Below are 21,496 nucleotides of genomic sequence, written 5' to 3'. Positions count from 1 at the left end.
CGACCGGGACACCGCCAGGTCCGTCATAGGTTACGGATAGTCCGTGACCGTGGACGGGACCGTGGAGGTGCCGACGGTCGGCGCACCCACGTCGTTGATCACGTGGTTGAACTCGCCGTCCCCGGCCAGCGACACCACGCTCAGGTCATGCATGCGGACACCTGAGGTGTTCGGGACCTCGAAGCCGTGGTCCTGCCGGATGGAGGTGTCGGCCGTGTAGTTGCAATAGCTGCCCAGACCCCACGCCTCGTGCGAGGTCACGGAGTTCTCCACCTTGTAGGCGGCGTATCCCAGGGTGTTGCCGTTCTGGATCGCCGCCTGGTCGGGCGCGTCGTACGCCTTCTCGTTCTGGAAGAAGATCGTGCGGCCGCCGTTGCCGAACCAGTCGACGTCGTACTTCTTGAAGTGCTCGCTGAACAGACCCGTGGCCTCGACGTCGTTGCCGTTGACGACCAGGCCGTAGGTGGCGGGGTTGGTGGTCCAGCCGGCTCCGGCGCCGTGGTCGGCGCGCCACAGCCAGGTGTGGTCGATGATCACGTCGTCGCTGTTGACCTCCATCGCGGTGCCGGCCGCCGCCGGGCCCGCGCCGCCGACGCGGACGTAGACGTCCTGGACGGTGGTCGGATCGGCGGAGTGGTCGGTGTGGGAGCCGGGCGTGCCCACCTGGATCATCTGCGGGGACAGGGTCGGGCCGGCGTCGAGCAGCAGTCCGGCCACCCGCACACCGCCGACGTCCGCCACCTTGATCGGGACCACGCCGTTGTCCGGGGTGAGGGTGGCCTCGCCGAGGCCGAGTACGACGGTGCCGGGACGGGTCACGTCGATGGTCTGGTCGACGTGGTAGATACCCGGAGTGAACAGCAGGTTCAAGCCCTGAGCGAGCGCGGCGTTGATGGTCGCCGCCGACGCTCCCGGCTTCACCACGTAGAACCTGCTGAGCGGGATCGAGGTGCCGGGCGTGTGGCCGCCCGCCCAGGACACGCCCCGGGCGTTGGTGCGCTTGGAGGGCACGAACACCTCGTACTCGCCACGGCCGTTGAGGTAGAGGTACGGCTTCTCGACCGAGACCGGTGTGGTGTCCAAGGTGGTGTACGTCGGTGCCGGGAAGCTCTGCGCCGGAGCGCCCTGCACGCCCGAGAACACCTGGTTCCACACGCCGTTGGACCAGCCGCCGATCGAGCTGTCCCGCGTATAGAACTGCTGCTGCGCGTAGTTGCCGACCGTCCCGGAGATCCGGCTGTCGGCGATGTAGCCACCGCTGGCCCAGCCGTAGCTGGCCGAGTCCAGGTTGAGACCGCCGTTCACGTCCATGCGCCGGAACGGAGCCGCCTGCGCGACGGCCCAACGGTCCGTGCCGTTCACCGGGTTGAGCTTCATGTTCTCGGCGGAGCGCCAGAAATTGAGGGTGGCGTTCCCGTTGGCCCAGCCGGCGTCGACCGTCACGTCACCGTTGATCGTGACGTCGTCCGGGTCCTGGCCCAGACCCGAGATCGAGGTGTAGAAGCCGATCTGCGCGTTGAGGTTGTTGTACGTGCCGGGCTTGAGCAGGATCTGGTAGCGCCCGGTGCCGAACTGCGCGGACTCCTGCTGCTTGAAGAGCGCGTCCACCTTCGCCTGGAGATCGGTCGAGGACGGGTCGAAGACGAGCACGTTCGGGCCGAGGCCCCCGCCGCCGGTGATCGGCCCGGAGCCGTCGCCTCCGCCGCCGGTGCCCGTGTGGACCTGGAGCTCCCACAGCGAGTAGCCGTAGCCGGTGGCGCGTTGCGTGCCGTAGAGCCGTATGTAGCGTGCGGTGCCGGAGACGGCGAGGGTCTCGGTGCCGCCCTTGCCGCTGGTGGTGGTGTAGGCGTCGGTCCAGGTCGTGCCGTCGGCGGAGAGCTGGATCTTGTACGCCTTCGCGTAGGCCGCCTCCCAGTTCAGGACGACCTGGCAGACGTTCTGCGCCGAACCCAGGTCGACCTGCAACCACTGCGGGTCGGCCGCCGCACTGGACCAGCGGGTGCCGTTGTCGCCGTCCACCGCGGCGGATGCCGGGGTGCCGTTGTTCTCCGTGCTGGAGGCCGTGGCGGCCTTCGCCTTCGCGACGTTGTCGGTGCCGCAGGCCGATCCGCCGGTGCCGCCACCCCCGCCCGCCCCCGGGGTTCCGAACACTTGGAACTCGAAGAGCGAGTAGCCGTAGCCGGTGGCGCGTTGCGTGCCGTAGAAGCGTACGTAGCGCGCGGTGCCGGAGAGGGTGAGGGTTTCGGTGCCGCCCTTGCCGCTGGTGGTGGTGTAGGCGTCGGTCCAGGTCGTGCCGTCGGTGGAGAGCTGGATCTTGTACGCCTTCGCGTACGCCGCCTCCCAGTTCAGGACGACCTGGCTGACGCTGTCCGCGGTGCCCAGGTCGACCTGGAGCCACTGGGGATCGGTGGCCGCGCTGGACCAGCGGGTTCCGGTGTCCCCGTCGACCGCGTCGGCCGCCGGGGTGCCGTAGTTCTCGGTGCTGGAAGCAGTGGCCGTCTTGCCCTGGGACAGCAGGGTGTCCGCCGCGCGGGCGGAGCCGGGTGGTGCCGCCAGGAGGAAGCCGGCGGCCAGCGAAACGGTGAGCGCGGCGGACGCGAGCCGCCACCGCGTACCCCTTCGTGCGGCGGCCGGCGCAGCGGCGGCTGATGGTCTGAGCATCGGGAAGCTCCTGAGTGAGGGGGCCGAAGACGCGGACGCGTGCCCATGGGGAGCGCCCCCTTAACTACTTGTAGGAGAGCGCTCTCCGAGCAGATGCTGGCCCCTCGGTTTCGGCCACGTCAATAGGCGTGCAGGAAACGTGAGTTGGCTCGGCGCGACCTTGCATCGGGCGGAGGTGACGCGCTGCGGCGCAGCCCGGCGCGGTTTCTGGTGCTGCGCCCTATTGCAGGATGCGAAGGCGGGTGAGGGTGGCGCGATGGGGCTTCTTGCAGTTCAAGTGGTGAATTCTGATGGGTGCTCTGGGGGTGGTGGGGCGCTTGGTGGGTTCGGCTTTCGAATGATGGGGGGCGGACAGGTGCGGACATCTGCAGTGCCGCTGCGCCTCCGTCCCCTTTGCCCTCGGTGCCCTCGGTGCCCCCTGTGCCCTCAGTACGCGGGGCGGCGTCCTGAAATCGAGCGGCCTCCCATACCACTCGGGACGCATACCCGCCCTCTGGCCACCGGGCCCGCCGCACGGCACAGTGCCGAGGTGGCCCCGGGTAGGGTGGAGCGCCGGTGCGGACGCAATCGTCCGTACGTGGCGGATTGACTAGTTCAGGGATGTGGCGAGCGGATGAAGAGACCTGGACGACCGCACATGACGCGAGGGCTGCCCGGAGCCTCGGAACTGCTCGGCGGACTGACCTCTCTCGTCAAGTCGCCCTCAGAGCGCGGGAGTTCGGTGATGCCGTTGCTGCGCAAGGCGGCCGAGCACGACGCGGTATGGCTGGGCGCGGCAGCGGCCCTCGGCCTGTCCGGTGGCAGGAGCGCGCGGCGAGCCGCACTGCGCGGCGTCGGCTCGGTGGCGATCGTCGCGGCCGTCAACCACATGCTGGCCAAGCCGGCCGCCCGGAGCTCCCGGCCCGTCCTGGACACGCTCCCCGGCTTCGCCCCGCGTCCGAACACCGCGTCCCTGCCGTCCAGCCCGATGGCCTCGGCCGCGGCCTTCGCCGCGGGCGTCGTCCTGGAGTCGCCCCGGTACGGTTTCGCCGCGCTGCCGTTCGCCGCGGCACTCGCCTACGTACGTGCGGGCGGTTCGTTGAACCACCGGCGCCGTGCCGCGGCCGGAGCGGTCGTCGGCGTGGGCGCCGCGCTGCTCACATGCCGTTGGTGGCCGGTGAAGCCGGAGGCCGCCGCGGCCGCAGCGCCGCCGCGCAGGCCGGCCCCCGCGCTCAAGGAGGGCAAGGGGCTCCAGCTGGTGGTCAACCCGTCCTCCGGCGTCGCCTGGTCCAAGGACACCGCCGAGACCTTGCGCACCCTGCTCCCCGAGGCCGCGATCACCGTGTTCGAGCCCGGCGACGACCTGCTGGCGTTGCTCGACCGGGCTGCGGCGCGGGCCGCGGCGGACGGCGGGGCGCTGGGCGTGTGCGGCGGCGACGGAACCGTGAACGCCGGCAGCGCCACGGCCGCCCGTCACGGGGTGCCGCTCGCGGTGTTCCCGGGCGGCACGTTCAACCACTTCGCGGCGGACCTCGGCAACCAGACCATGGAGGACGTCGTCCGCGCGCTGCGGGCCGGCGACGCCGTGACCGCCGATGTGGGCCGCGCCTCGTCACGCGTGAGCTCGGGTCTGCAAGGTTCGACCACGCCACAGAGCTCGATCACCCAGAGTTCGGGCTCGCGGAGCGCTGGCACGCGGGGGTCGGCGGACGCACCGGGGGAGCCGCGCGAGAACTCCTCGGACGACGACCAGCAGCTCTTCCTCAACACGTTCAGCATCGGCGTGTACTCCGAACTCGTCCACGCCCGTGAGCGGTTGGAGAAGCGCATCGGGAAGTGGCCCGCGCTGGCGGTGGGCCTGGTCAAGGTCCTGACCACCGGCAGCCCGCTCTCGGTCGTCATCAACGGCCGGCCGCGCCGCATCTGGCTGTTGTTCGCCGGCAACGGCATCTACCACCCGGCAGGTTTCGCCCCGACCTACCGCACCCAACTGGACGACGGCCTGCTCGACGTCCGCGCGGTGGAGGCCGGCACTCCGCTGGCCAGGACACGTCTGCTGCTCGCCGTGCTGACCGGCACACTGCACAGCTCCCGCGTACTGACCACCGCCCAGGTCCGCCGCCTCGAACTCGAAGTCCTGGAGGGCGACCCGCACTTCGCGTACGACGGCGAGGTGACCGAGGCGACCTACCGCCACTTGGTACTCGACAAGCTCCCCGGAGCGGTCACGCTCTACCGCCCGGCCGACCAGGACCAGTGGCTGCGCTGAGAACGGTGCTGCCGCCGGGTGCGAGTTTCGGCTGGGACGGCTTGACGGGGCGGTAGGGCCTCGGGCCTGCGTGCGAACCTGTTTCGATTTTCGCGTGTGCTCTCCATCTGTATATGAATAGCTGTTCCTGGGGCGGAAGTGTCGATATCAGGAATGGCTGGATATGGCGGTTGTCCAGGGTGTCCTGTGCCACCAAGCTCTCTTGTGCATGACGGAGTGATTGCCTCACGGAAAACGAGGGGCACTCATGCCCCGTGCGCCCGGAGAGCCAAGGAGGAAACATGCCCTGGGAATTCCAGTTCACCTTGCCCACCCGCCCCGCCCCACCCGCCACGTTCGCCGCGGTCGGCGCCAACATGTCGCGCCACCACATCCTCGGCCGCAAGTACATACAGCTCCTGCTGGCCCTGGGTCAGGAGGTGCCCGTCAGTGACGGGACGCTGAAGCGGTTCGCCGGATGGCCGGTGAGCACTGGAAGCACCGCACCGGTGAACGCCCAGCTCAACGGCATGTTCTTCTGGTCCCCCTTCAACCTGTTCGTCGGCCCCGCGGGCACTCGGCGAGTCTTCGATCCGAGCAGTGGCGTGGAACAGCAGCGCCCGAACTCGTTCCCGGAGGATCGGTGGAACCACCTCAAGCGTATTCCGGGATACCTTGAGGGAATCGGAGTGAAGCTCTCCGAGCTCGCGTCCCTCGAAGACACCGGAACAAAGACGTGGAACATCACGACGAGCGCAGAGAAGATCAAGGACGAACTGACCGCGCTCATCAAGGACATCACCGCAACGGTCACGTCCGACAAGGTTCCCGTCCATAAACTGGACGAGGACGACTGGGCGATCGTGACCTACCTGAACGTCAAGAATTACAAATTCCGCTCGGCCGAGGACGTGCAGTCCCTCTACGGCACGTTCGAGAGCGTCCTGGAAAAGGACGTGACCTTCCAGGAAGCGCTCCCCAACGACGCCTACCGCTTCCTGCTGAAGCCGCCGGGCGCGTAGCCGGAGCTGTATACCGGGTATCCGGTGCCGGCTGCTGGCTGCTGGGTGCTGGGTGCTGGGTGCTGGGTGCTGGGTGCCGTGGGCCGGGCGCCGCGTCGCGTGCGCGGCACCCGGCCTCCTCCGCGCCCCGGTTCGGGGCACGCGTCCATATCGCCCCGGCCGCGCCCTCCCCGGCAATCCGGACCGGACAACCCTGCCCACGTGGGCAACAGCCACGCCGCCGGTACGGGAGCCGCGCTAGACCGTGTTCCGAAAGTGGATCTTGAGCGTTGGATGATCACGGTTCATGGGACGGGGAGATCTCACGGACGAAGAGTGGGCGGTGCTGGAGCCGTTGTTGCCGAAGGAGAGGAAGCCGGGGCGGCCGCCCGTCCGACCTCGGCGAGGACTGATCGACGGCATACGGTTCCGGGTTCGGACCGGTGTTCCATGGGGGGACGTGCCCATCGAGTACGGACCGTGGGGTCGGATCTATGACCTGTTCCGTCGGTGGCAGCGGGACGGCATCTGGCGCAGGATCTTCACGCGGCTCCAGTCTCTGGCGGACGCGAAGGGTGCGATCACGTGGGACCTGAGCGTCGACTCCACAGTGTGCTGCGCTCATCAGCATGCGGCCGGGGCCCGCAAGCAGGGGGATCTGCAGGAAGAACCGCCGGGCGGTGTGTTCACCGAGCCCTGAGATCACGGCCTGGGACGCTCACGCGGCGGGTTCACCACCAAGCTGCACCTGGCCGTCGAGCGAGGTCAGCGGCCCATGTCGGTCGTGATGTCGGCCGGGCAGCGCGGGGACTCGCCGCAGTTCGAACCGGTGCCGGAGAAGGTCCGCGTGCCCCGCATTGGGCCGGGTCGGCCACGCGTCCGCCCCAACCGAGTCCGCGCGGACAGGGTGCACGCCTCCCGCGGAAACCGCGCCTACCTTCGGCCCCAGGCTCGCGCTTGCCCCGCGGAGGCGATTCGCCAAGGACGCGGTGCTGATCGTGGACAAGACACTGGTACCCACTCGCGACCACCAGGCCGCCGAGCAGTCGAAGAACTATCGCTACTCGACGAACCACCAAGTGGTCATAGACGCCGACACCCGCCTGGTCGTGGTGGTGGGCCGCCCTCTGCCCGGCAACCGCAACGACTGCAGGGCTTGGGAGGAATCCGGGGCCAAGGCTGCCGTCGGCCGAACACCACGATCGCCGACGGTGGCTGCCCCGGAACCGGCCTCGTCATCCCGCACCGCCGTCCCAGAGGCGGCGAACTGACTGACTGGCAGGTCGAGCACAACCACGACCACAAACGGGTCCGTGCCCGCGTCGAGCACACCTTCGCCCGGATGAAGACCTGGAAGATCCTGCGCGACTGCCGGCTGAGAGGCGACGGTGGACGCCATGCGATGCACGGCGTTGCCCGCTTACACAACCTCGCTCTCACGGGATGACTCCCACCGCATGCGGGACCTGAAGGGTTCCCGGGAGAGGGCCTCCCCACCGAGCAGCCTCGGAGTAGAAGTCAGGCGAGGCAGAACTCGTTGCCCTCGATGTCCTGCATCGTGATGCACGACTCGTTGACGCCATCGGCACGCTGCGTCAGCACGTGTTTCGCGCCGAGCGCCATCAGCCGTGCGCATTCGGCCTCGAGTGTGGCCAGGCGCTCGTCACCCACGAGCCCTGTGCCGACCCGCACATCAAGATGCACCCGGTTCTTGACGGCCTTCCCTTCGGGAACTCGCTGGAACAGCAGGCGCGGAGCCACACCCGAGGGATCAGTGCACGCGAAATAGACCGCATCCTCGGGAGGCAGCGACCGGAAGCACTCCTCCCATGTGGCGAAGCCCTCCGGGACCGCCGGCAAGACGTACCCCAGCACCTCGCACCAGAAGGCAGCGAGGCGTACAGGCTCCGCGCAGTCGAAGGCCACTTGGAACTGCTTGATCGTTGACATTGGCGCACGATAACAGGGGCCCTGCTCATCTCCGCAGGTCAGGGGGTGCACAGGTAGTCAGGAGGGGGTTGCTCCCCGCTGTCGCGCCGTGCAGTCGCAGCGGCCAATCGAGGTCAGCGTCTCCTCAAAGGGCACCCGGCAGACTACTCCCGTGCTGTCGAAGACCAGTTACGGGACAACCTTTAGCGCTCATAGTCCTGGGCCAGCTCGTCCCAGCGAATGCCGCGAAGAGCGGGATCAGCATCCTGGCCCGACGGAATCTCCGGGGTGGCCTGGAACCAGGCCACGATGAGAACGGAGCGGTGCAGCACTGCGTCGAGTTCGGGGTTGACCGCTGTCGAGACGAAGACACCGATGCAAGTCACGGAAGGCAGCACCTCAACTGGGCCGAAGGCGCCGCCGGTCTGGTCCGGGTACTCGCGGGTGGGCGGAACGAGATGAACCGGCGCGAAGGAGAATTCACGCTCGGCCTGTCGAAGGAGGCCGCTGGCTTTCATGTCGTTGATGCGCCGGCACGGATAGCCCTCCAGCATCCCTCCGTAGGTCGTGGACATCCGCAGCTCGGTGAGTTCGATCGAGCGACCGGACGAGAGGGCTATGTGGCTCAGTGACATGCTGACACCCTATGCGCATGATCCGCTTCCGATACACGCCCTACCGGCCGCACGACACAACCCGCCCTGCAGCGAGGTGGGTTGGGCAGAGGCAGTGACTGCTGTCGCAGGGTTGAGTACCCCGCATGGTGTGCGGGCGGTCCAAATGGGCCACCGCCGTTTGCCAGGCCGCGGTCACCGCGGCCCTGGCCTGGGCGCTCTGTGCGCTGTGGTCCCCGGTCAACCGCACCGGCGCCCCCACGTGGACGTGCAGCCCGGGTCGGCGCAAGGGGGCGGTGGCCAGGCCGAGGAGCTGCTTGGTGACGCTGCCGGAGGACAACCGCCGGGCCCCGGCCTGGCCCACGGGCACGACCGGCGCCCCCGTGCGAGCGGCGAGCCGCGCCAACCCGCTGCGGAACGCCTCGGGGGCAGCTTCCGCGGCATCGCGGCGCCGGGGCAGCCCGCCCTCCGCGTAGATGAGCACCATCCGTCCCTGCGCCAGGGCTTCGGCGGCGCCGTCCAGGGCGGCTGCGGCGCGGGGGCCCCTGCGATGGACGGCGATGTGTCCTTCGCGGACGAGCGCGCTTCCCAGGACCGGCACGCGCCACAGCCCCGCGGTAGCCATGACGACCGGGTCGGCGCCCAGCCGGCGCAGTGCCGCGATGACGACGGCGGGGTCGGCGAGCGAGGTGTGGTTCGCGGCGATGATGCTGCCCGGCGCGGGAGCCCCATCGGGGTCGGTGGTCACCGACAGGCGGCCAACCATGGGTACCAGTGTGTCGGCGATGCGGCTCAGCATGGGAACTCCCCGATGGCAACGATGGTGGCTCCCATGATCGGACGTGGCCCGGCGCCGGAGCCTGAGTCGTCGTACTCATCTTCGGCAGAGCTTTGCTGTTGATATGAGTTTTTGGTCTGGACGAGGTGTCCCGGGACGGGGCGCGTGTGACGTCTCCTCGGGCCAGGAAGGAGGGCTGGGACAGATCAGCTCGTGTTGCTGGTCGAGGTATCCCCGCAGAGAGGCATCTGATGAAGAGCACGCTCAACAAGGCCCTGGCCGTCTCCGTTCTGGTCCTGGCGCTGGGTGGCGCCGCCGCACCCGCGTACGCGGACGTCGCGACCGGTGGACACTCCGCCGGTGTCGTCTCCGGCAGCGAGCCCTTCGTCGGCGGGCGCTGGATGCAGTTCGCCCACACCACGCACGTCCACACCGCGAGCAGCGGGCACGGCTGGGCGACCGCCACTGCCGACGCCACCGCGGTCGGCGGCGAGCGCAGCGACCTCGTCGTCATTCGCTGACCCTGCACCACATCCCAGGGCCCACCCGCACACACGGCGATTGCCACTGAGTGAGAACACGTGGCAGCCCCGTCGTTCATCGCGTGTGGGCCCTGGGCGTGCCCGGAACCGAGCGGACAGGCTCCCCGGGTGTGAGACCGTCTGGTCGTGCCCGAGATGACGAGTGGGTTGGCGGCGGCCCTGCGCGAGGCGACGTCCCGTTCCTGGGCGCGACGTGCTCGTGCCGGCCACGACCTCGCCCCCTTCGCGGACGTTCCCGAAGCGGCGGAAGCCCTGGTGAGGCTGCTGTTGGACGTCGAGGACACGATGGTGACCCGGCGAACGGCCAAGGCGCTGAGCCGAGTTGGGACGCCGACCGCTGTGCGACTCATCGCTCTCGCGGTCGCGGAGTCTGACAGCAACCAGGCCGACTGGCTGCGGACCGGGGTGCAGGACGCGCTAGTGGGACCGGACGGTGTGCCGGACATGGCAACGGCCTGCGGGCAGCTCGCCCAGGACCAGGACGAAGCTGTCCGACGGGGCGCCGCGGAAATCTTGGTGTGGACACGCGGCACGAGCGGGTGACCGGATCCATGAACTCCCGCTCCGAGTAGTCCTGTTGAGCGGTACGTCCCGCCGCTCCGGCGCCAAACCGAAACCGGTCGCGGCCCAGCCGGGGCGCCCCGCAGGCGGCCGTCGAGTACCGCGGTGCTCGGGCTGCGATCCGGCCGAACCCCCCGGCACCCGAGGCCCGACCCCCTTGACCTGCGGGGGCACAGCAACTAGCTTGCGGTGACCATCGGCCTGAAGCGTGGAAGGAGGCGACCCCCGGATGCACACGAACTCCGCCCCCGGTCGCCTCGCCCGGCACGCGGCCTGGGCTCCGGGCCGGATCGCCCACGGCTGCTGAGCACGCCGCTCCAGCGTGTCCCGCCGGGCGCATGTCCGGTTCCTCCTTCTCGTCACCTTTCACCTTCCGGTACGCCCGTCCAGGGTGCCGTTCCGCGCGCCTGCCATGACCCGGGCGTGCGGCAACCCCTGGCGTGACGGACCACGAAAACGTGACCGACCACAGAAAGCTGCCCCACATTGGCTCACATGACGAACCGCCCGCTTCCGCACCGAAGTGCGAACCGGCCGTGGTAGCCCCGGAGTTGACCGTCAACGGCAAGGTCCTGCCGATCGCGCCCGCCACGCCCCACACCACGGCGCTGGACTTCCTGCGCGAGCGCGGACTCACCGGCACCAAGGAAGGCTGCGCCGAAGGTGAGTGCGGCGCCTGCTCGGTGCTGGTGGCGCGGCCCGGGGTGAACAGGCCCACCGACTGGGTGGCGGTCAACGCCTGCCTGGTCCCGGTCGCGGCGCTCGACGGCCAGGAGGTCGTCACCTCGGAGGGTCTTGCGACCGACGCCGGCCCGGGCAGGGCTCCCGTCCTGCATCCGGTGCAGGAGGAGATGGCGGTCCGCGGCGGTTCGCAATGCGGGTACTGCACACCGGGGTTCATCTGCAGCATGGCTGCCGAGTACTACCGGCCAGACCGGTGTGCGCACGCAGCCACCGACCCCGCAGAAAGCCCGGTCGACCCCGTCGGCTCGGCCGGCTCCGTGGCCTCGGCCGGTCCGGCCCGCGCGGACGCCGAACAGGGTCCCAACGGCTTCGACCTGCACGCCCTGAGCGGAAACCTGTGCCGGTGCACGGGCTACCGCCCGATCCGGGACGCGGCGTTCGCCGTCGGCGCACCGGCTGATGCGGACCCGTTCGCGCGGCGCCGCGAGCAGGCTCCGCCGGCGCCGGTCGCCACCGCATACGTCCAGGGCGACAGCGTCTTCCTGCGCAAGGACACGCTGACCGAGACGCTCCGGGTGCTGCGGGAGCGGCCCGATGCGGTAGTGGTCGCCGGCTCCACGGACTGGGGCGTCGAGGTCAACATCCGGGCACGCAGGGCGAGTTGTGTGGTGGCCGTCGACCGCCTGCCCGAGCTGCGGGAGCTGCGCGTCGCGCCCGATGCCATCGAGATCGGCGCGGCCCTCACCCTCACCGAGATCGAGCGGCGCCTCGACGGTGACGTCCCGCTCCTCGCCGAGCTGTTCCCGCAGTTCGCCTCCCGGCTCATCCGCAACGGTGCGACCCTCGGAGGCAATCTCGGCACCGGCTCGCCCATCGGTGACAGCCCGCCCGTGCTCCTCGCGCTGGAGGCGTCGGTGGTGCTCGCCGGTGAGGACGGCGAGCGTTCGGTCCCGCTGGCCGAGTACTTCACCGGGTACCGGCAGAGCGTGCGCCTGCCCGGGGAGCTGATCCGCGCGGTACGCGTTCCGCGTCCGCTGTCACCGGTCGTGGCCTTCCACAAGATCGCCAAGCGGCGGTTCGACGACATCTCCAGCGTCGCGGTCGCCTTCGCCCTCGACATCGAGGACGGTGTGGTGCGCAAGGCCCGTATCGGCCTGGGCGGGGTGGCCGCCACACCCATCCGCGCCCTGGAGACCGAGGCGGCCCTGGTGGGCCGACCGTGGTCGGCGCGGACCGTCGAGGCCGCGGCCCAGGTGCTGCGGTCCGCGGGCACGCCGATGGGGGACCACCGTGCCAGCGCCGAGTACCGCTCCGCGATGCTCGGTCAGAGCCTGCTCAAGCTGTACGCGCAGAACACCGAGGCGGTGTCGTCATGAGCCAGTTGTCCGAGCGTCCCGAGAAGCCCGTCGTCGGTGCTTCGCTGCCGCACGAGAGCGCGGTCCTGCACGTCACGGGAGCCGCCCTCTACACCGATGACCTGGTGTTCCGCACCAAGGACGTCCTGCATGCCCACCCGGTTCAGGTGATGAAGGCCCATGGCCGCATCACCGCGATCCGCACCGCAGCCGCGCTGGAGGTGCCGGGCGTGGTCCACGTCCTGACCGGCGCCGACGTGCCCGGCGTCAACGACGCGGGGATGAAGCACGACGAGCCGCTGTTCCCCGACGAGGTCATGTTCCACGGGCACGCGGTCGCCTGGGTGCTCGGCGAGACCCTGGAAGCGGCACGGCTCGGGGCGGCGGCGGTCGAGGTGGACCTCGAAGAGCTGCCCTCCGTGATCACACTTCAGGACGCGATCGCGGCCGAAAGCTTCCACGGCGCCCGGCCCGTCATGCTGTCCGGCGACGTCGAGGCCGGCTTCGCCGACTCCGCGCACGTGTTCACCGGCACGCTCCAGTTCTCCGACCAGGAGCACTTCTATCTGGAGACGCACTGCGCGCTCGCCCACATCGACGAGTTCGGGCAGGTCTTCGTCCAGAGCAGCAGCCAGCACCCGTCGGAGACACAGGAGATCGTCGCGCACGTACTCGGGCTGCACAGCCACGAGGTGACCGTGCAGTGTCTGCGCATGGGCGGCGGGTTCGGCGGCAAGGAGATGCAGCCCCACGGCTTCGCCGCCGTCGCCGCACTCGGCGCCCGGCTGACCGGCAGGCCCGTCCGGCTGCGGCTCAACCGCACGCAGGACCTGACGATGTCCGGCAAGCGGCACGGCTTCCACGCCGCGTGGAAGATCGGCTTCGACGCGCAGGGCCGCATCCAGGCGCTGGACGCGACGCTGACCTCCGACGGGGGCTGGAGCCTGGACCTGTCCGAGCCGGTCCTCGCCCGCGCGCTCTGCCACATCGACAACACGTACTGGATCCCCAACGCCCGCATCGCCGGCCGCATCGCCAGGACCAACAAGGTCTCCAACACCGCCTTCCGCGGCTTCGGCGGCCCCCAGGGCATGCTGGTCATCGAGGACATCCTGGGCCGGTGCGCACCCCAACTCGGCCTAGAACCGATGGAGTTGCGGGAGCGGAACTTCTACCAGAAGGACCAGTGCACGCCGTACGGGCAGCCGGTCACCCAGCCCGAGCGGATCTCCACCGTGTGGCAGCAGGTCAAGGAGAACGCCGCGGTCGCCGATCGCGGGCGGGAGATCGCCGCCTTCAACGCGGCGCATCCGCACACCAAGCGGGCGCTCGCGATCACCGGCATCAAGTTCGGCATCTCGTTCAACCTCACCGCCTTCAACCAGGGCGGCGCCCTGGTGCTGATCTACAAGGACGGCTCCGTCCTGATCAACCACGGCGGCACCGAGATGGGCCAGGGCCTGCACACCAAGATGATGCAGGTGGCCGCGACCGCCCTCGGCATCCCCCTGCACAAGGTGCGCCTCGCCCCCACCCGCACCGACAAGGTGCCCAACACCTCGGCGACCGCGGCGAGTTCGGGAGCGGACCTGAACGGAGGCGCGGTCAAGAACGCCTGCGAGCAGCTGCGCGAGCGCCTGGTCCAGGTGGCCGCGACGCAACTGGGGGTGAACGCGCGCGACGTACGCATCTGCGAGGGCGTCGCCCGCGCCCTGGGGACCGAGCGCGAACTCACCTGGGACGACCTGGTGCGCACCGCGTACTTCCAGCGCGTCCAGCTGTCGGCGGCCGGTTACTACCGGACGGAGGGGCTGCACTGGGACGCCACGGCGTTCCGCGGCACGCCGTTCAAGTACTTCGCCCATGGCGCCGCCGCCACCGAGGTGGAGGTCGACGGCTTCACCGGCGCGTACCGCATCCGGCGCGTGGACATCGTGCACGACGTCGGCGACAGCCTGTCCCCGATGATCGACATCGGCCAGGTCGAGGGCGGCTTCGTCCAGGGCGCCGGCTGGCTGACGCTGGAGGACCTGCGGTGGAACACCGACGACGGTCCTCAGCGCGGCCGGCTCCTCACCCAGGCGGCCAGTACGTACAAGCTGCCGAGCTTCTCGGAGATGCCCGAGGAGTTCAACGTCACGCTGCTGGAGAACGCCTCCGAGGAAGGGGCGGTCTACGGTTCCAAGGCCGTGGGCGAGCCTCCGCTCATGCTCGCGTTCTCGGTGCGCGAGGCGCTGCGGCAGGCCGCCGCCGCGTTCGGGCCGGGCGGGACCAGCGTCGAACTGGCCTCGCCCGCGACCCCGGAGGCGGTGTACTGGGCGATCCAGTCGGCCCGCCGGGGCGCGGCCGACGCGGACCGCGGCACCTCCGCCGAGGCGGACAGCGGGATCCGCACCGGCACGGCAGCGCTCAGCGGTGCCTGACATGACATGGATCGCCGCGGTCGCGCGGTTGCGGACACGCCGGGAGCCCGGCGTGCTCGTGACCGTCGCGACCGTACGCGGCCACGCCCCGCGCGACGCCGGCGCGAAACTCGTCGTAGGACGGGACGGGACCTGGGGCTCGATCGGCGGGGGCAACGTCGAGGCCGTCGCCACCGACCGCGCCCGGGAGATGATCGAGGCCGGCAAGCCCGAACCCGAGCTGCTCGACTTCGCCCTGAACGACAAGGTGACCAACCAGCACGGCGTGCAGTGCTGCGGCGGTACGGTCTCGGTCCTGCTGGAACCGCTCCCGGTGGTGAACGCGGTGGCGATCTTCGGCGTCGGCCACGTCGGTCTCGAACTGGCCCGGATCCTGGCCCGCCAGGACCTCGACCTGCACCTCGTCGACAGCCGCGCCGAGACCCTCACCGACCAGCGTCTCGGCGTGCTGGCGGACGCGGTGGCGCAGGTACATGTGCACCACACGCCGTTGCTGCCCGAGGAGGTGCTGGAGGAGTTGCCGCGGGGCACCCACGTCCTGATCATGACCCACGACCACGCCGAGGACGCCGCCTTGTGCGACGCGGCGCTGCGCACCTCCCACCTCGGCTCCATCGGGCTGATCGGCTCGGCGGCCAAGTGGGCGCGGTTCCGCAGCCGTCTGGCCACCGAGGGCGGCCACGACGAGGCCACCATCGCCAGGATCAAGACCCCGATCGGGCTGAGCGGCATCACGGGCAAGGAGCCGGCGGTGATCGCGCTGAGCGCGGCGGCCGAGTTGCTTCGCGTGTTCGATGGGGAGGGGGTCGCTGATTAGGCCGCGGGGCGGGCCGACGCTGCCCCGCCTGCGCCTGCACCTGACTGCGCCGGGGGCACTGGATGAGCTGGTCGGCATCAGTTCTGTCGTGCGGAGCCGCGGGGGCGGGCGGGTGAGGGGAGCGGGGCTGCCTCGCGCAGGCTGGGTGAGGTGGGCCATGGTGGGTGGCGCGGGTCTGCCTTGTGCAGGCTGGGCCAGGCGCAGTCACCAGGAGGCCTCAGATGGGGCCGTCAGGCCTGGCGCAGCCAGGGCAGGCCGTTGAAGTGCCCGACCGTCCGGCCGTCGATCTCGGCAGCACACGCGGCCCGCAGCTCGACGGCCAGACTCGCCAACCGCCCTCCCGGAGGGGCTTCAGTCATCGTCGGGCTCCGGCTCGGGAGCCGGCATCGGGTTCCCGGGGTCGCCCGGACTCGACCAGTCCCCGCCCACTTGCCCGTCCTGATCACCACGGCTTCCACTCATGACGCCTCCCGAAGGCCTCTCGGACCGCGCACCTCCGGCGCGATCACCTGACCGCCAGATGACTAGCAACCCCGCCTGCACGCAAGCGACTTGCGAGAGTCGCGCGGCCGTGTACGGGCGCCGGGGTCGGCTGTCGCGACGGGCGGGCGCACCTAGTACGGCGGGCGGGCTGCGGCCGATCACGTCCGAGAGCGACAAGGACGAGCGGCGTGATCCCGGGGCGGCGCGGGACAGCTCCGGCGCATGTGCTGCTGGAAGTCCGTCAATAGCCGTTTGACCCCGTCTTTATCTGTGGCTTACGTTCCTCCTCTTGGCTTGCCCGCTCGGGACAAGTACATCCAACTGTCCCGTGGGGGGATCAACCATGCATTACTACACCGATGTCCTGAAGAAGTACGCCACGTTCAGTGGCCGCGCCACTCGCGGCGAATACTGGTGGTTCTGGCTGATCGACGCCGTCATCATGGTGGCGATCATGATCGCGCAGGCGGCACTCGACCTGGGTTCGATCCCCGTCTACCTCTACGTCCTGGCGACGTGGCTGCCCACGCTCGCGGTCACTGTGCGCCGCCTCCACGACAGCGGTCGCTCCGGATGGATGGTCCTGGTCGGGATGATCCCCGGCATCGGTTACATCTGGCTGCTCATCCTGTGCGCGTCGGAGAGCTCGACGGACGAGTCGTACGGCCCGTACCCGGGCACGGCGGACCCGCTTCCCGCGATCTGAACCGCCCTACATACAGGCCCCGTTGATGCCACGCCCGGCGATCGGCGGGGCCTGTGCCATGCCGCGCGGTGCGGTGTGCCCGGGTGAGCCGCTCGCGGGGCTGGAGCGCGAGCCGTCCGGCCCGAGGGGTCGACAAGCGGGCGTACATGGGCCCCCAGGACGGCAGGCCCCGAGGACGGCCCGGACGCTGCGTGCCACCAGCCACAGCGGGATCGTTTCGAAGATCGACGGCATGGCACGATGACCGCCATGTCAGGTCAAGTCTGGGTGTCCCTCATATCGCTGGGCGGCGTTGTCCTCGGCGGGTCGTTGTCCTACCTCGTCCAGCACAGGACGCAACTCTCGGCGGAACGCGCTGAACAACAACGGCAGCGGATCGCCTTGTCGGAGGCCCGGCGCGGGGAACGGCTGGCGCTGCTCGAGCGGTTCATCGAGGTGGGGGCCGAGGCCGAACGCTCCGCCTTCAGTCGACCTGCCGAGTGGGAGGACACCGACGCCTGGTTCCTCGCGACCCGGGACGTCATGAACAGGCTGTGGGTCGCGGAGCGGCTCATCCGCATCCAGTTCCCCCTGCCGGTGCACGACGCGGCACGCGCGTATTTCCTCGACCTCAACCGGACGGTGTGGGAAGGCTTGCCCGACGGCGAGAGCGTGCGCGACTACTTGGAGGACAACCGGCTGGTGTTTCTGGATGCGGCTCGCGCGGTCATGGGGTAGCGGCATTCGCAGCCTCGCAGATCATTCACGGGACAACGCTCAGCCGGCCTTAGTTGATGCTTTTGCGGATGCCCAGGTGTCATCGGGTGCCATCCCGTCGCCATGAGTCAGTTGACGTATACCCGGTGGGCCCGCCACAAGAGTGCCGTCACCCCCACGTCGACTTGTCGGTCAGGCGGCGATACCACCAGAACTCTGTCCGCCACTGGCGCCGATGCGCGAAGGGGTCCGGCAACGTACGGCGCAAGAACACCGTGTCCCAGGACTTCACGAGTTGGCCGAGCTCGGCATGGGCTGGTTGGGGCAGCCTCTCCAGGACCTCCTCCAGCACGTCGCGTGCGTGCCGAACGTCGTGGAAGGAGCACCAGGTGCATGAGCAGAAAGACTCCTGCGGGTACAGAGGTCGTCTGCCTGGGCGGTGCAGAAACTCGCGGTACCACCGCAACGCGCGGTCAGTCGCGCCTGGATGGATGTAGAAACTGCCGCTCAGGTACTCAACCCGGTGCACGGCCAGGCTCGCTCTGGTGGAAAGGCCGTGAATGCGGAACGGCGGGGTCGATCCCCAGCCGCGAGATACACGCTGTTCAGCGCGCAGTGCGCGGGGTCGTCTACGCGACATCGCTTTCTGGACAAAAGATCATGGAAACCATGATGCCAGACGCCCAAGTGATGCTGCATCCGTTTTCCGAGGCTGTCGCGGCGGGCAGAGGCCACGAAAGGCAGTTGAGGAATAATCCCTCAGGATCTCGCCTGTTCTGCCAGGTTCCTGGCCAGGCGCCCCAGTTGGGCATCGGCGCTTCCGGTGGGGCCGAGGCTGGCGACCAGAACCGCGTCCCCGGCGCCGTCCACGGGCAGTCGGACCGTCGCCACGGTTTGGCCGGGTGTCGTCACCGGCACACTGCGTTCGCTCTTCATCGCTTTGTCGATCCACGGCATCAGCTCCGCCGTGGACATCTTGGCGTCGCGCTGGATGAGGGGCGCCATCAGGCTGAGCGCCGATCCCTTGCCAGTCCCGACCGTATAGACGTGCAGCGGTTGAGCGCCGACGCGGTAGACGCAGTCGATCAGGGCTCCGTCGGACTGGCGGATCGGGGAATCGGGCGAACCGTCGAACTCTGCCGTCGCCGCAGGCCGCTCCGGGCTCGCGCCGGCCCGGTCGCCGTAGCCCGCGGCCTTGCCTGCCGCGGCGATGTCGTACGCCACCGGGCACTTCGCAGCGCCGCCGCTGCCCATGGCCTTCGCCCGCTCCTTGATCCGCGCCACACTCAGCGTCCCGCCGCCGTCCGCGCCGCTCGAACAACCCGTGAGGAGCAGCACGGCAGCCCCGAGCACGGAGCCCGCGCGTACCCGTATCAACCTGGACATTCGATATCCCCCAAAGCAATCGGAAAGCATGCAGACTCTGAACCGGCGGGCACGCGAACGCCGTTGCTGAATACGCCGATATGCGGCCGTCGGAGTTTATGGCGTACCCGTCATGGCCTGACATCCGGGGCACGCAGCCAGTCCTCGGCGACCCGTGGTCGCCGCCCCGGCCGTGGAGGGGCGACTCTTCAGGGCGGAGCAAGACCGGTCACCGGCGGGCCGGGCCACCCGTAATCCGAAAAACCCGAATGCGCTGATTCATGCGGCCCTGGGAGCATGGCCGGATGGTCCACCGCCTCCAGTCCCTGGTCACCCGGCACACCCACCGCGTCCCCGCCGTCCCCAGTCCCGCCGCCCCCGGCTCTGCCAGGCGCGGAGATGTCGTGGCTCGGCAGTTCGACGTGGTGCTGATGTCCGTCGGGTTCAAGCTTTCGGCAGACCTCTTGAAGCACCTCTCGGCGGTGTCCGAGGACTCGGTCATCGACACGGCCGTACGAACGCTGGACACCGTTCGTGAGATGGTCGGCGACCACGTCCGGCACAACGCGTACTTCATCGACTTCCCTTCCAACGTGCCGGACACGGACACGTTCTGGCAGCAGTGCATCGTCCAGGCGCTGGCCGACGACGTGTCCCGCCCGGGCACGCTTGCCCAGCTCAGCACCGGCGTCGTGGATCTCCTGACCCTGCCTTCGTACGGCAGCTATCAGCACACGTATGCGGAACTGCTCGCCGCGCAGGACGAGTTGCTCGCCGCAGCGGGCGACCGCGTGACCGTTTTGCACCTCGGCGGCGTTCTGGAGGACGAGATCAGCGCGCTCTACCAGGACCTGGCGGGCAGCGCGACGCCGCTGGGCGACGAGGGTCTGCGCGACCTTGCGGCTCTCGCCGGGCACTGTGTGGAAGGCCCGCAGCCTGCGGTGATCCCGATGCGGGAAAGCCGTGCCGTCATCAACCGCGCCCGGATCGAGGCCGGAGCCGACCTTCTGGTGGGCACCGTCACCGATGTGCTCCGGCTGGCGTGCGCGCTGTCGGACGGCGACGTGACACTCCAGGAGCCGACCCGGTTCCGCTCACCGTCGCGCCGGGTGCGCCGCGTCCTGCTCGCGGTGCTCGACTCCGTCGTCGCCGCCTCTCCGGCCAAACTGGCCGACGTGGCCGCGCACCGCGAGGCGTTCAAGCGGCTCGGCGAGCGTCTGCACGCACACGAGTACCGGGCGCGCTGGCCGCACGCCGCCGATGTGTTCGCCGTCGCGCGGGGCGAGAAGGAGGCCCGGTCCTTCGACAGTCGGGTCGAGGAGTTGCTGGACGTGGGCGACGTCACCGCAGCCGCACGGCTGCTCACCGCCGCGCCGGGCCGACTCTTCCGCTCCCTGGACCGGCTGCTGCGCACCAGCGCCACCGCCGCGGAACGGGAGGCGGTGATCGCGGCGGCTGAGCAGGTGGTCGGTCAGGTGGCCGGGCGGGTCCTGCTCTCCGTGCGCGAGCACCTGCACAATCGCCCGCAGACGCGCGACGGTGGTGAGCAGCGCGTGTTCGTCAACCGCCTGGGCCGCGCCTGGGTCACCGACGACACCCGCGCCCCGATGGCCGCCGCAGACCGCGCCCGCCTGCTCACCGCGATCGACGCCGAGGTCGGCCGGCGGCTGCCGGCACCCGGGCACCTGCTCATCGACCCCGACATCCTCGACGTCGCGCTCCCGCTGAGCGGCAAAGCGACGACGGCCGGCCTCGGTGTGCTGCCCCGCGGCTCCCTCTCCCTGATCGACGGCGAACTGCTGCGGTTCTTCGTGTACTGGAAGCAGACCGGCACCCCCACCGACTACGACCTGTCGGCCCTCATGCTGGACGCCCGGTTCCGGACCATCGCCTGGCTGTCGTACACCGCCCTCACCGAACTCGAAGGCGAGCACTCCGGCGACATCACCAACGCCCCCGACGGCGCAACGGAGTTCATCAACATGCGCCTCGGTGCCGCGCGCGGCACCTTCATCGTCCCGCAGGTCAACATCTACTCGGGCGAGGGCTTCGAGGAGACCGAGGAGTCGTTCTTCGGCTTCATGCTGCGCGACGCCGAACAGCGGGGCCGCCCCTTCGAGCCGCGCACCGTGCGCCTGAAGTCGGAGTTGCGTGGCCCGGGCCGTGTGGCGCTGCCTCTGGCATTCGTACGCGCGGAGGACGGGCGCTGGCACGCCAAGTGGCTCCACCTGTACCTCAGGGGCGCTCCGAACGCGAACCGGGTCGAAGGCAACCGCGTGACGGTCGCCGCGCTGCTGCGCGGCATCGTCGGACGCGAGCACCTCACGGTCCGCCACCTCACCGACCTGATGGGCGGCGGGACCACGGTCACCACGCTGTGGGACGGTTCCGAGGTGCCGGAGGGCCCCGTCACGTACATCGGCTTGGAACGTCCTGAGGGGCTGCATCCCGAGTCCCGGATCATCACCCCGCAAAACCTGCGGGACTTGATCCCGGAGTGACTGTTAACGTTGGCCTTGGCGAGGCCATGAAGGGGCTTCCTTCTCACTCTTCGACGACTTAGTCCCTTCGCTTTCCTCGCCTCCGACAACGCCGGGTGCCCCAGGGCACCCGGCGTTGTCGTCCGCCCGACCTGAGCCGGGCCGCACCGGGCC

General features: G+C 69.7%; 17 protein-coding genes and 1 pseudogene. 12 read left to right on the top strand and 6 right to left on the bottom strand.

The features are described from left to right. Positions 1-30: 30 nt before the first annotated feature. The gene (locus ACGF3I_RS00125; RefSeq protein WP_393128207.1) at positions 31-2,661 is read right to left on the bottom strand and encodes a discoidin domain-containing protein; all 2,631 of its coding nucleotides are present in this window, start codon (positions 2,659-2,661) and stop codon (positions 31-33) included. A 637-nt stretch (positions 2,662-3,298) separates the two neighbouring features. Here ACGF3I_RS00125 and ACGF3I_RS00120 point away from each other — a divergent pair. The 4 genes and pseudogenes from ACGF3I_RS00120 to ACGF3I_RS00105 all read left to right on the top strand — a co-directional run. Continuing rightward, a complete protein-coding gene (locus ACGF3I_RS00120) occupies positions 3,299-4,909 on the top strand; it encodes a diacylglycerol/lipid kinase family protein (RefSeq protein WP_393128206.1) in 1,611 nt (536 codons plus the stop codon). A 281-nt stretch (positions 4,910-5,190) separates the two neighbouring features. Further along, a complete protein-coding gene (locus ACGF3I_RS00115) occupies positions 5,191-5,910 on the top strand; it encodes a hypothetical protein (RefSeq protein ID WP_393128205.1) in 720 nt (239 codons plus the stop codon). Positions 5,911-6,196: 286 nt separating this feature from the next. After that, positions 6,197-6,589, top strand: coding sequence for an IS5 family transposase (locus ACGF3I_RS00110; protein ID WP_393128204.1), 393 nt, complete (start codon positions 6,197-6,199; stop codon positions 6,587-6,589). 241 nt (positions 6,590-6,830) lie between these two features. Next, positions 6,831-7,336: pseudogene (locus ACGF3I_RS00105) on the top strand (transposase); the annotation flags it as partial. A 71-nt stretch (positions 7,337-7,407) separates the two neighbouring features. On the opposite strand, the gene ACGF3I_RS00100 reads toward ACGF3I_RS00105, so the two are convergent. The 3 genes from ACGF3I_RS00100 to ACGF3I_RS00090 all read right to left on the bottom strand — a co-directional run bounded on the left by ACGF3I_RS00100 (position 7,408) and on the right by ACGF3I_RS00090 (position 9,231). Beyond that, positions 7,408-7,839 carry a VOC family protein gene (locus ACGF3I_RS00100; protein ID WP_393128203.1) on the bottom strand — a complete coding sequence of 144 codons (432 nt, stop codon included), beginning with the start codon at positions 7,837-7,839 and terminating at the stop codon, positions 7,408-7,410. Positions 7,840-8,021: 182 nt separating this feature from the next. After that, the gene (locus tag ACGF3I_RS00095; protein ID WP_393128202.1) at positions 8,022-8,453 is read right to left on the bottom strand and encodes a hypothetical protein; all 432 of its coding nucleotides are present in this window, start codon (positions 8,451-8,453) and stop codon (positions 8,022-8,024) included. A gap of 40 nt (positions 8,454-8,493) precedes the next feature. Beyond that, complete coding sequence (locus ACGF3I_RS00090) at positions 8,494-9,231, bottom strand: lysophospholipid acyltransferase family protein (protein ID WP_393128201.1); 738 nt, start codon at positions 9,229-9,231, stop codon at positions 8,494-8,496. A gap of 230 nt (positions 9,232-9,461) precedes the next feature. Here ACGF3I_RS00090 and ACGF3I_RS00085 point away from each other — a divergent pair, with 230 nt between their 5' ends. The 5 genes from ACGF3I_RS00085 (at position 9,462) to xdhC (ending at position 15,592) form a co-directional block, all read left to right on the top strand. Next, positions 9,462-9,731 carry a hypothetical protein gene (locus ACGF3I_RS00085; protein WP_393128200.1) on the top strand — a complete coding sequence of 90 codons (270 nt, stop codon included), beginning with the start codon at positions 9,462-9,464 and terminating at the stop codon, positions 9,729-9,731. A 156-nt stretch (positions 9,732-9,887) separates the two neighbouring features. Beyond that, complete coding sequence (locus ACGF3I_RS00080; RefSeq protein WP_393129068.1) at positions 9,888-10,295, top strand: hypothetical protein; 408 nt, start codon at positions 9,888-9,890, stop codon at positions 10,293-10,295. 554 nt (positions 10,296-10,849) lie between these two features. Further along, the gene (locus ACGF3I_RS00075; RefSeq protein ID WP_393128199.1) at positions 10,850-12,373 is read left to right on the top strand and encodes a xanthine dehydrogenase small subunit; all 1,524 of its coding nucleotides are present in this window, start codon (positions 10,850-10,852) and stop codon (positions 12,371-12,373) included. Continuing rightward, the gene (xdhB, locus tag ACGF3I_RS00070; RefSeq protein ID WP_393128198.1) at positions 12,370-14,775 is read left to right on the top strand and encodes a xanthine dehydrogenase molybdopterin binding subunit; all 2,406 of its coding nucleotides are present in this window, start codon (positions 12,370-12,372) and stop codon (positions 14,773-14,775) included. Before ACGF3I_RS00075 ends, xdhB begins: the two co-directional genes overlap by 4 nt. A 1-nt stretch (position 14,776) precedes the next feature. Beyond that, positions 14,777-15,592 (top strand): xanthine dehydrogenase accessory protein XdhC, encoded by an 816-nt coding sequence (xdhC, locus tag ACGF3I_RS00065; protein WP_393128197.1) that lies wholly within the window; start codon positions 14,777-14,779, stop codon positions 15,590-15,592. A 230-nt stretch (positions 15,593-15,822) separates the two neighbouring features. Here the strand turns inward: xdhC and ACGF3I_RS00060 are convergent, their stop codons facing one another. Then, the gene (locus ACGF3I_RS00060) at positions 15,823-15,951 is read right to left on the bottom strand and encodes a hypothetical protein (RefSeq protein WP_393128196.1); all 129 of its coding nucleotides are present in this window, start codon (positions 15,949-15,951) and stop codon (positions 15,823-15,825) included. Positions 15,952-16,418: 467 nt separating this feature from the next. Between ACGF3I_RS00060 and ACGF3I_RS00055 the strand changes: the two genes are divergently transcribed. Both ACGF3I_RS00055 and ACGF3I_RS00050 read left to right on the top strand, forming a co-directional pair. Further along, positions 16,419-16,781, top strand: coding sequence for a DUF805 domain-containing protein (locus ACGF3I_RS00055; RefSeq protein WP_393128195.1), 363 nt, complete (start codon positions 16,419-16,421; stop codon positions 16,779-16,781). Between the two features lie 240 nt (positions 16,782-17,021). Beyond that, positions 17,022-17,498, top strand: a complete 477-nt coding sequence (locus ACGF3I_RS00050) for a hypothetical protein (RefSeq protein WP_393128194.1) — start codon at positions 17,022-17,024, stop codon at positions 17,496-17,498. 738 nt (positions 17,499-18,236) lie between these two features. Here ACGF3I_RS00050 and ACGF3I_RS00045 read toward each other — a convergent pair. Continuing rightward, positions 18,237-18,863 (bottom strand): hypothetical protein, encoded by a 627-nt coding sequence (locus ACGF3I_RS00045; protein ID WP_393128193.1) that lies wholly within the window; start codon positions 18,861-18,863, stop codon positions 18,237-18,239. A gap of 284 nt (positions 18,864-19,147) precedes the next feature. On the opposite strand from ACGF3I_RS00045, the gene ACGF3I_RS00040 reads away from it, so the two are divergent. Then, positions 19,148-21,343, top strand: a complete 2,196-nt coding sequence (locus ACGF3I_RS00040; RefSeq protein WP_393128192.1) for a hypothetical protein — start codon at positions 19,148-19,150, stop codon at positions 21,341-21,343. Positions 21,344-21,496 lie beyond the last annotated feature (153 nt).

Source organism: Streptomyces sp. NPDC048111, assembly GCF_043202815.1.
GTDB lineage: Bacteria > Actinomycetota > Actinomycetes > Streptomycetales > Streptomycetaceae > Streptomyces.
This window is presented reverse-complemented; position numbering and strand designations above follow the sequence as displayed.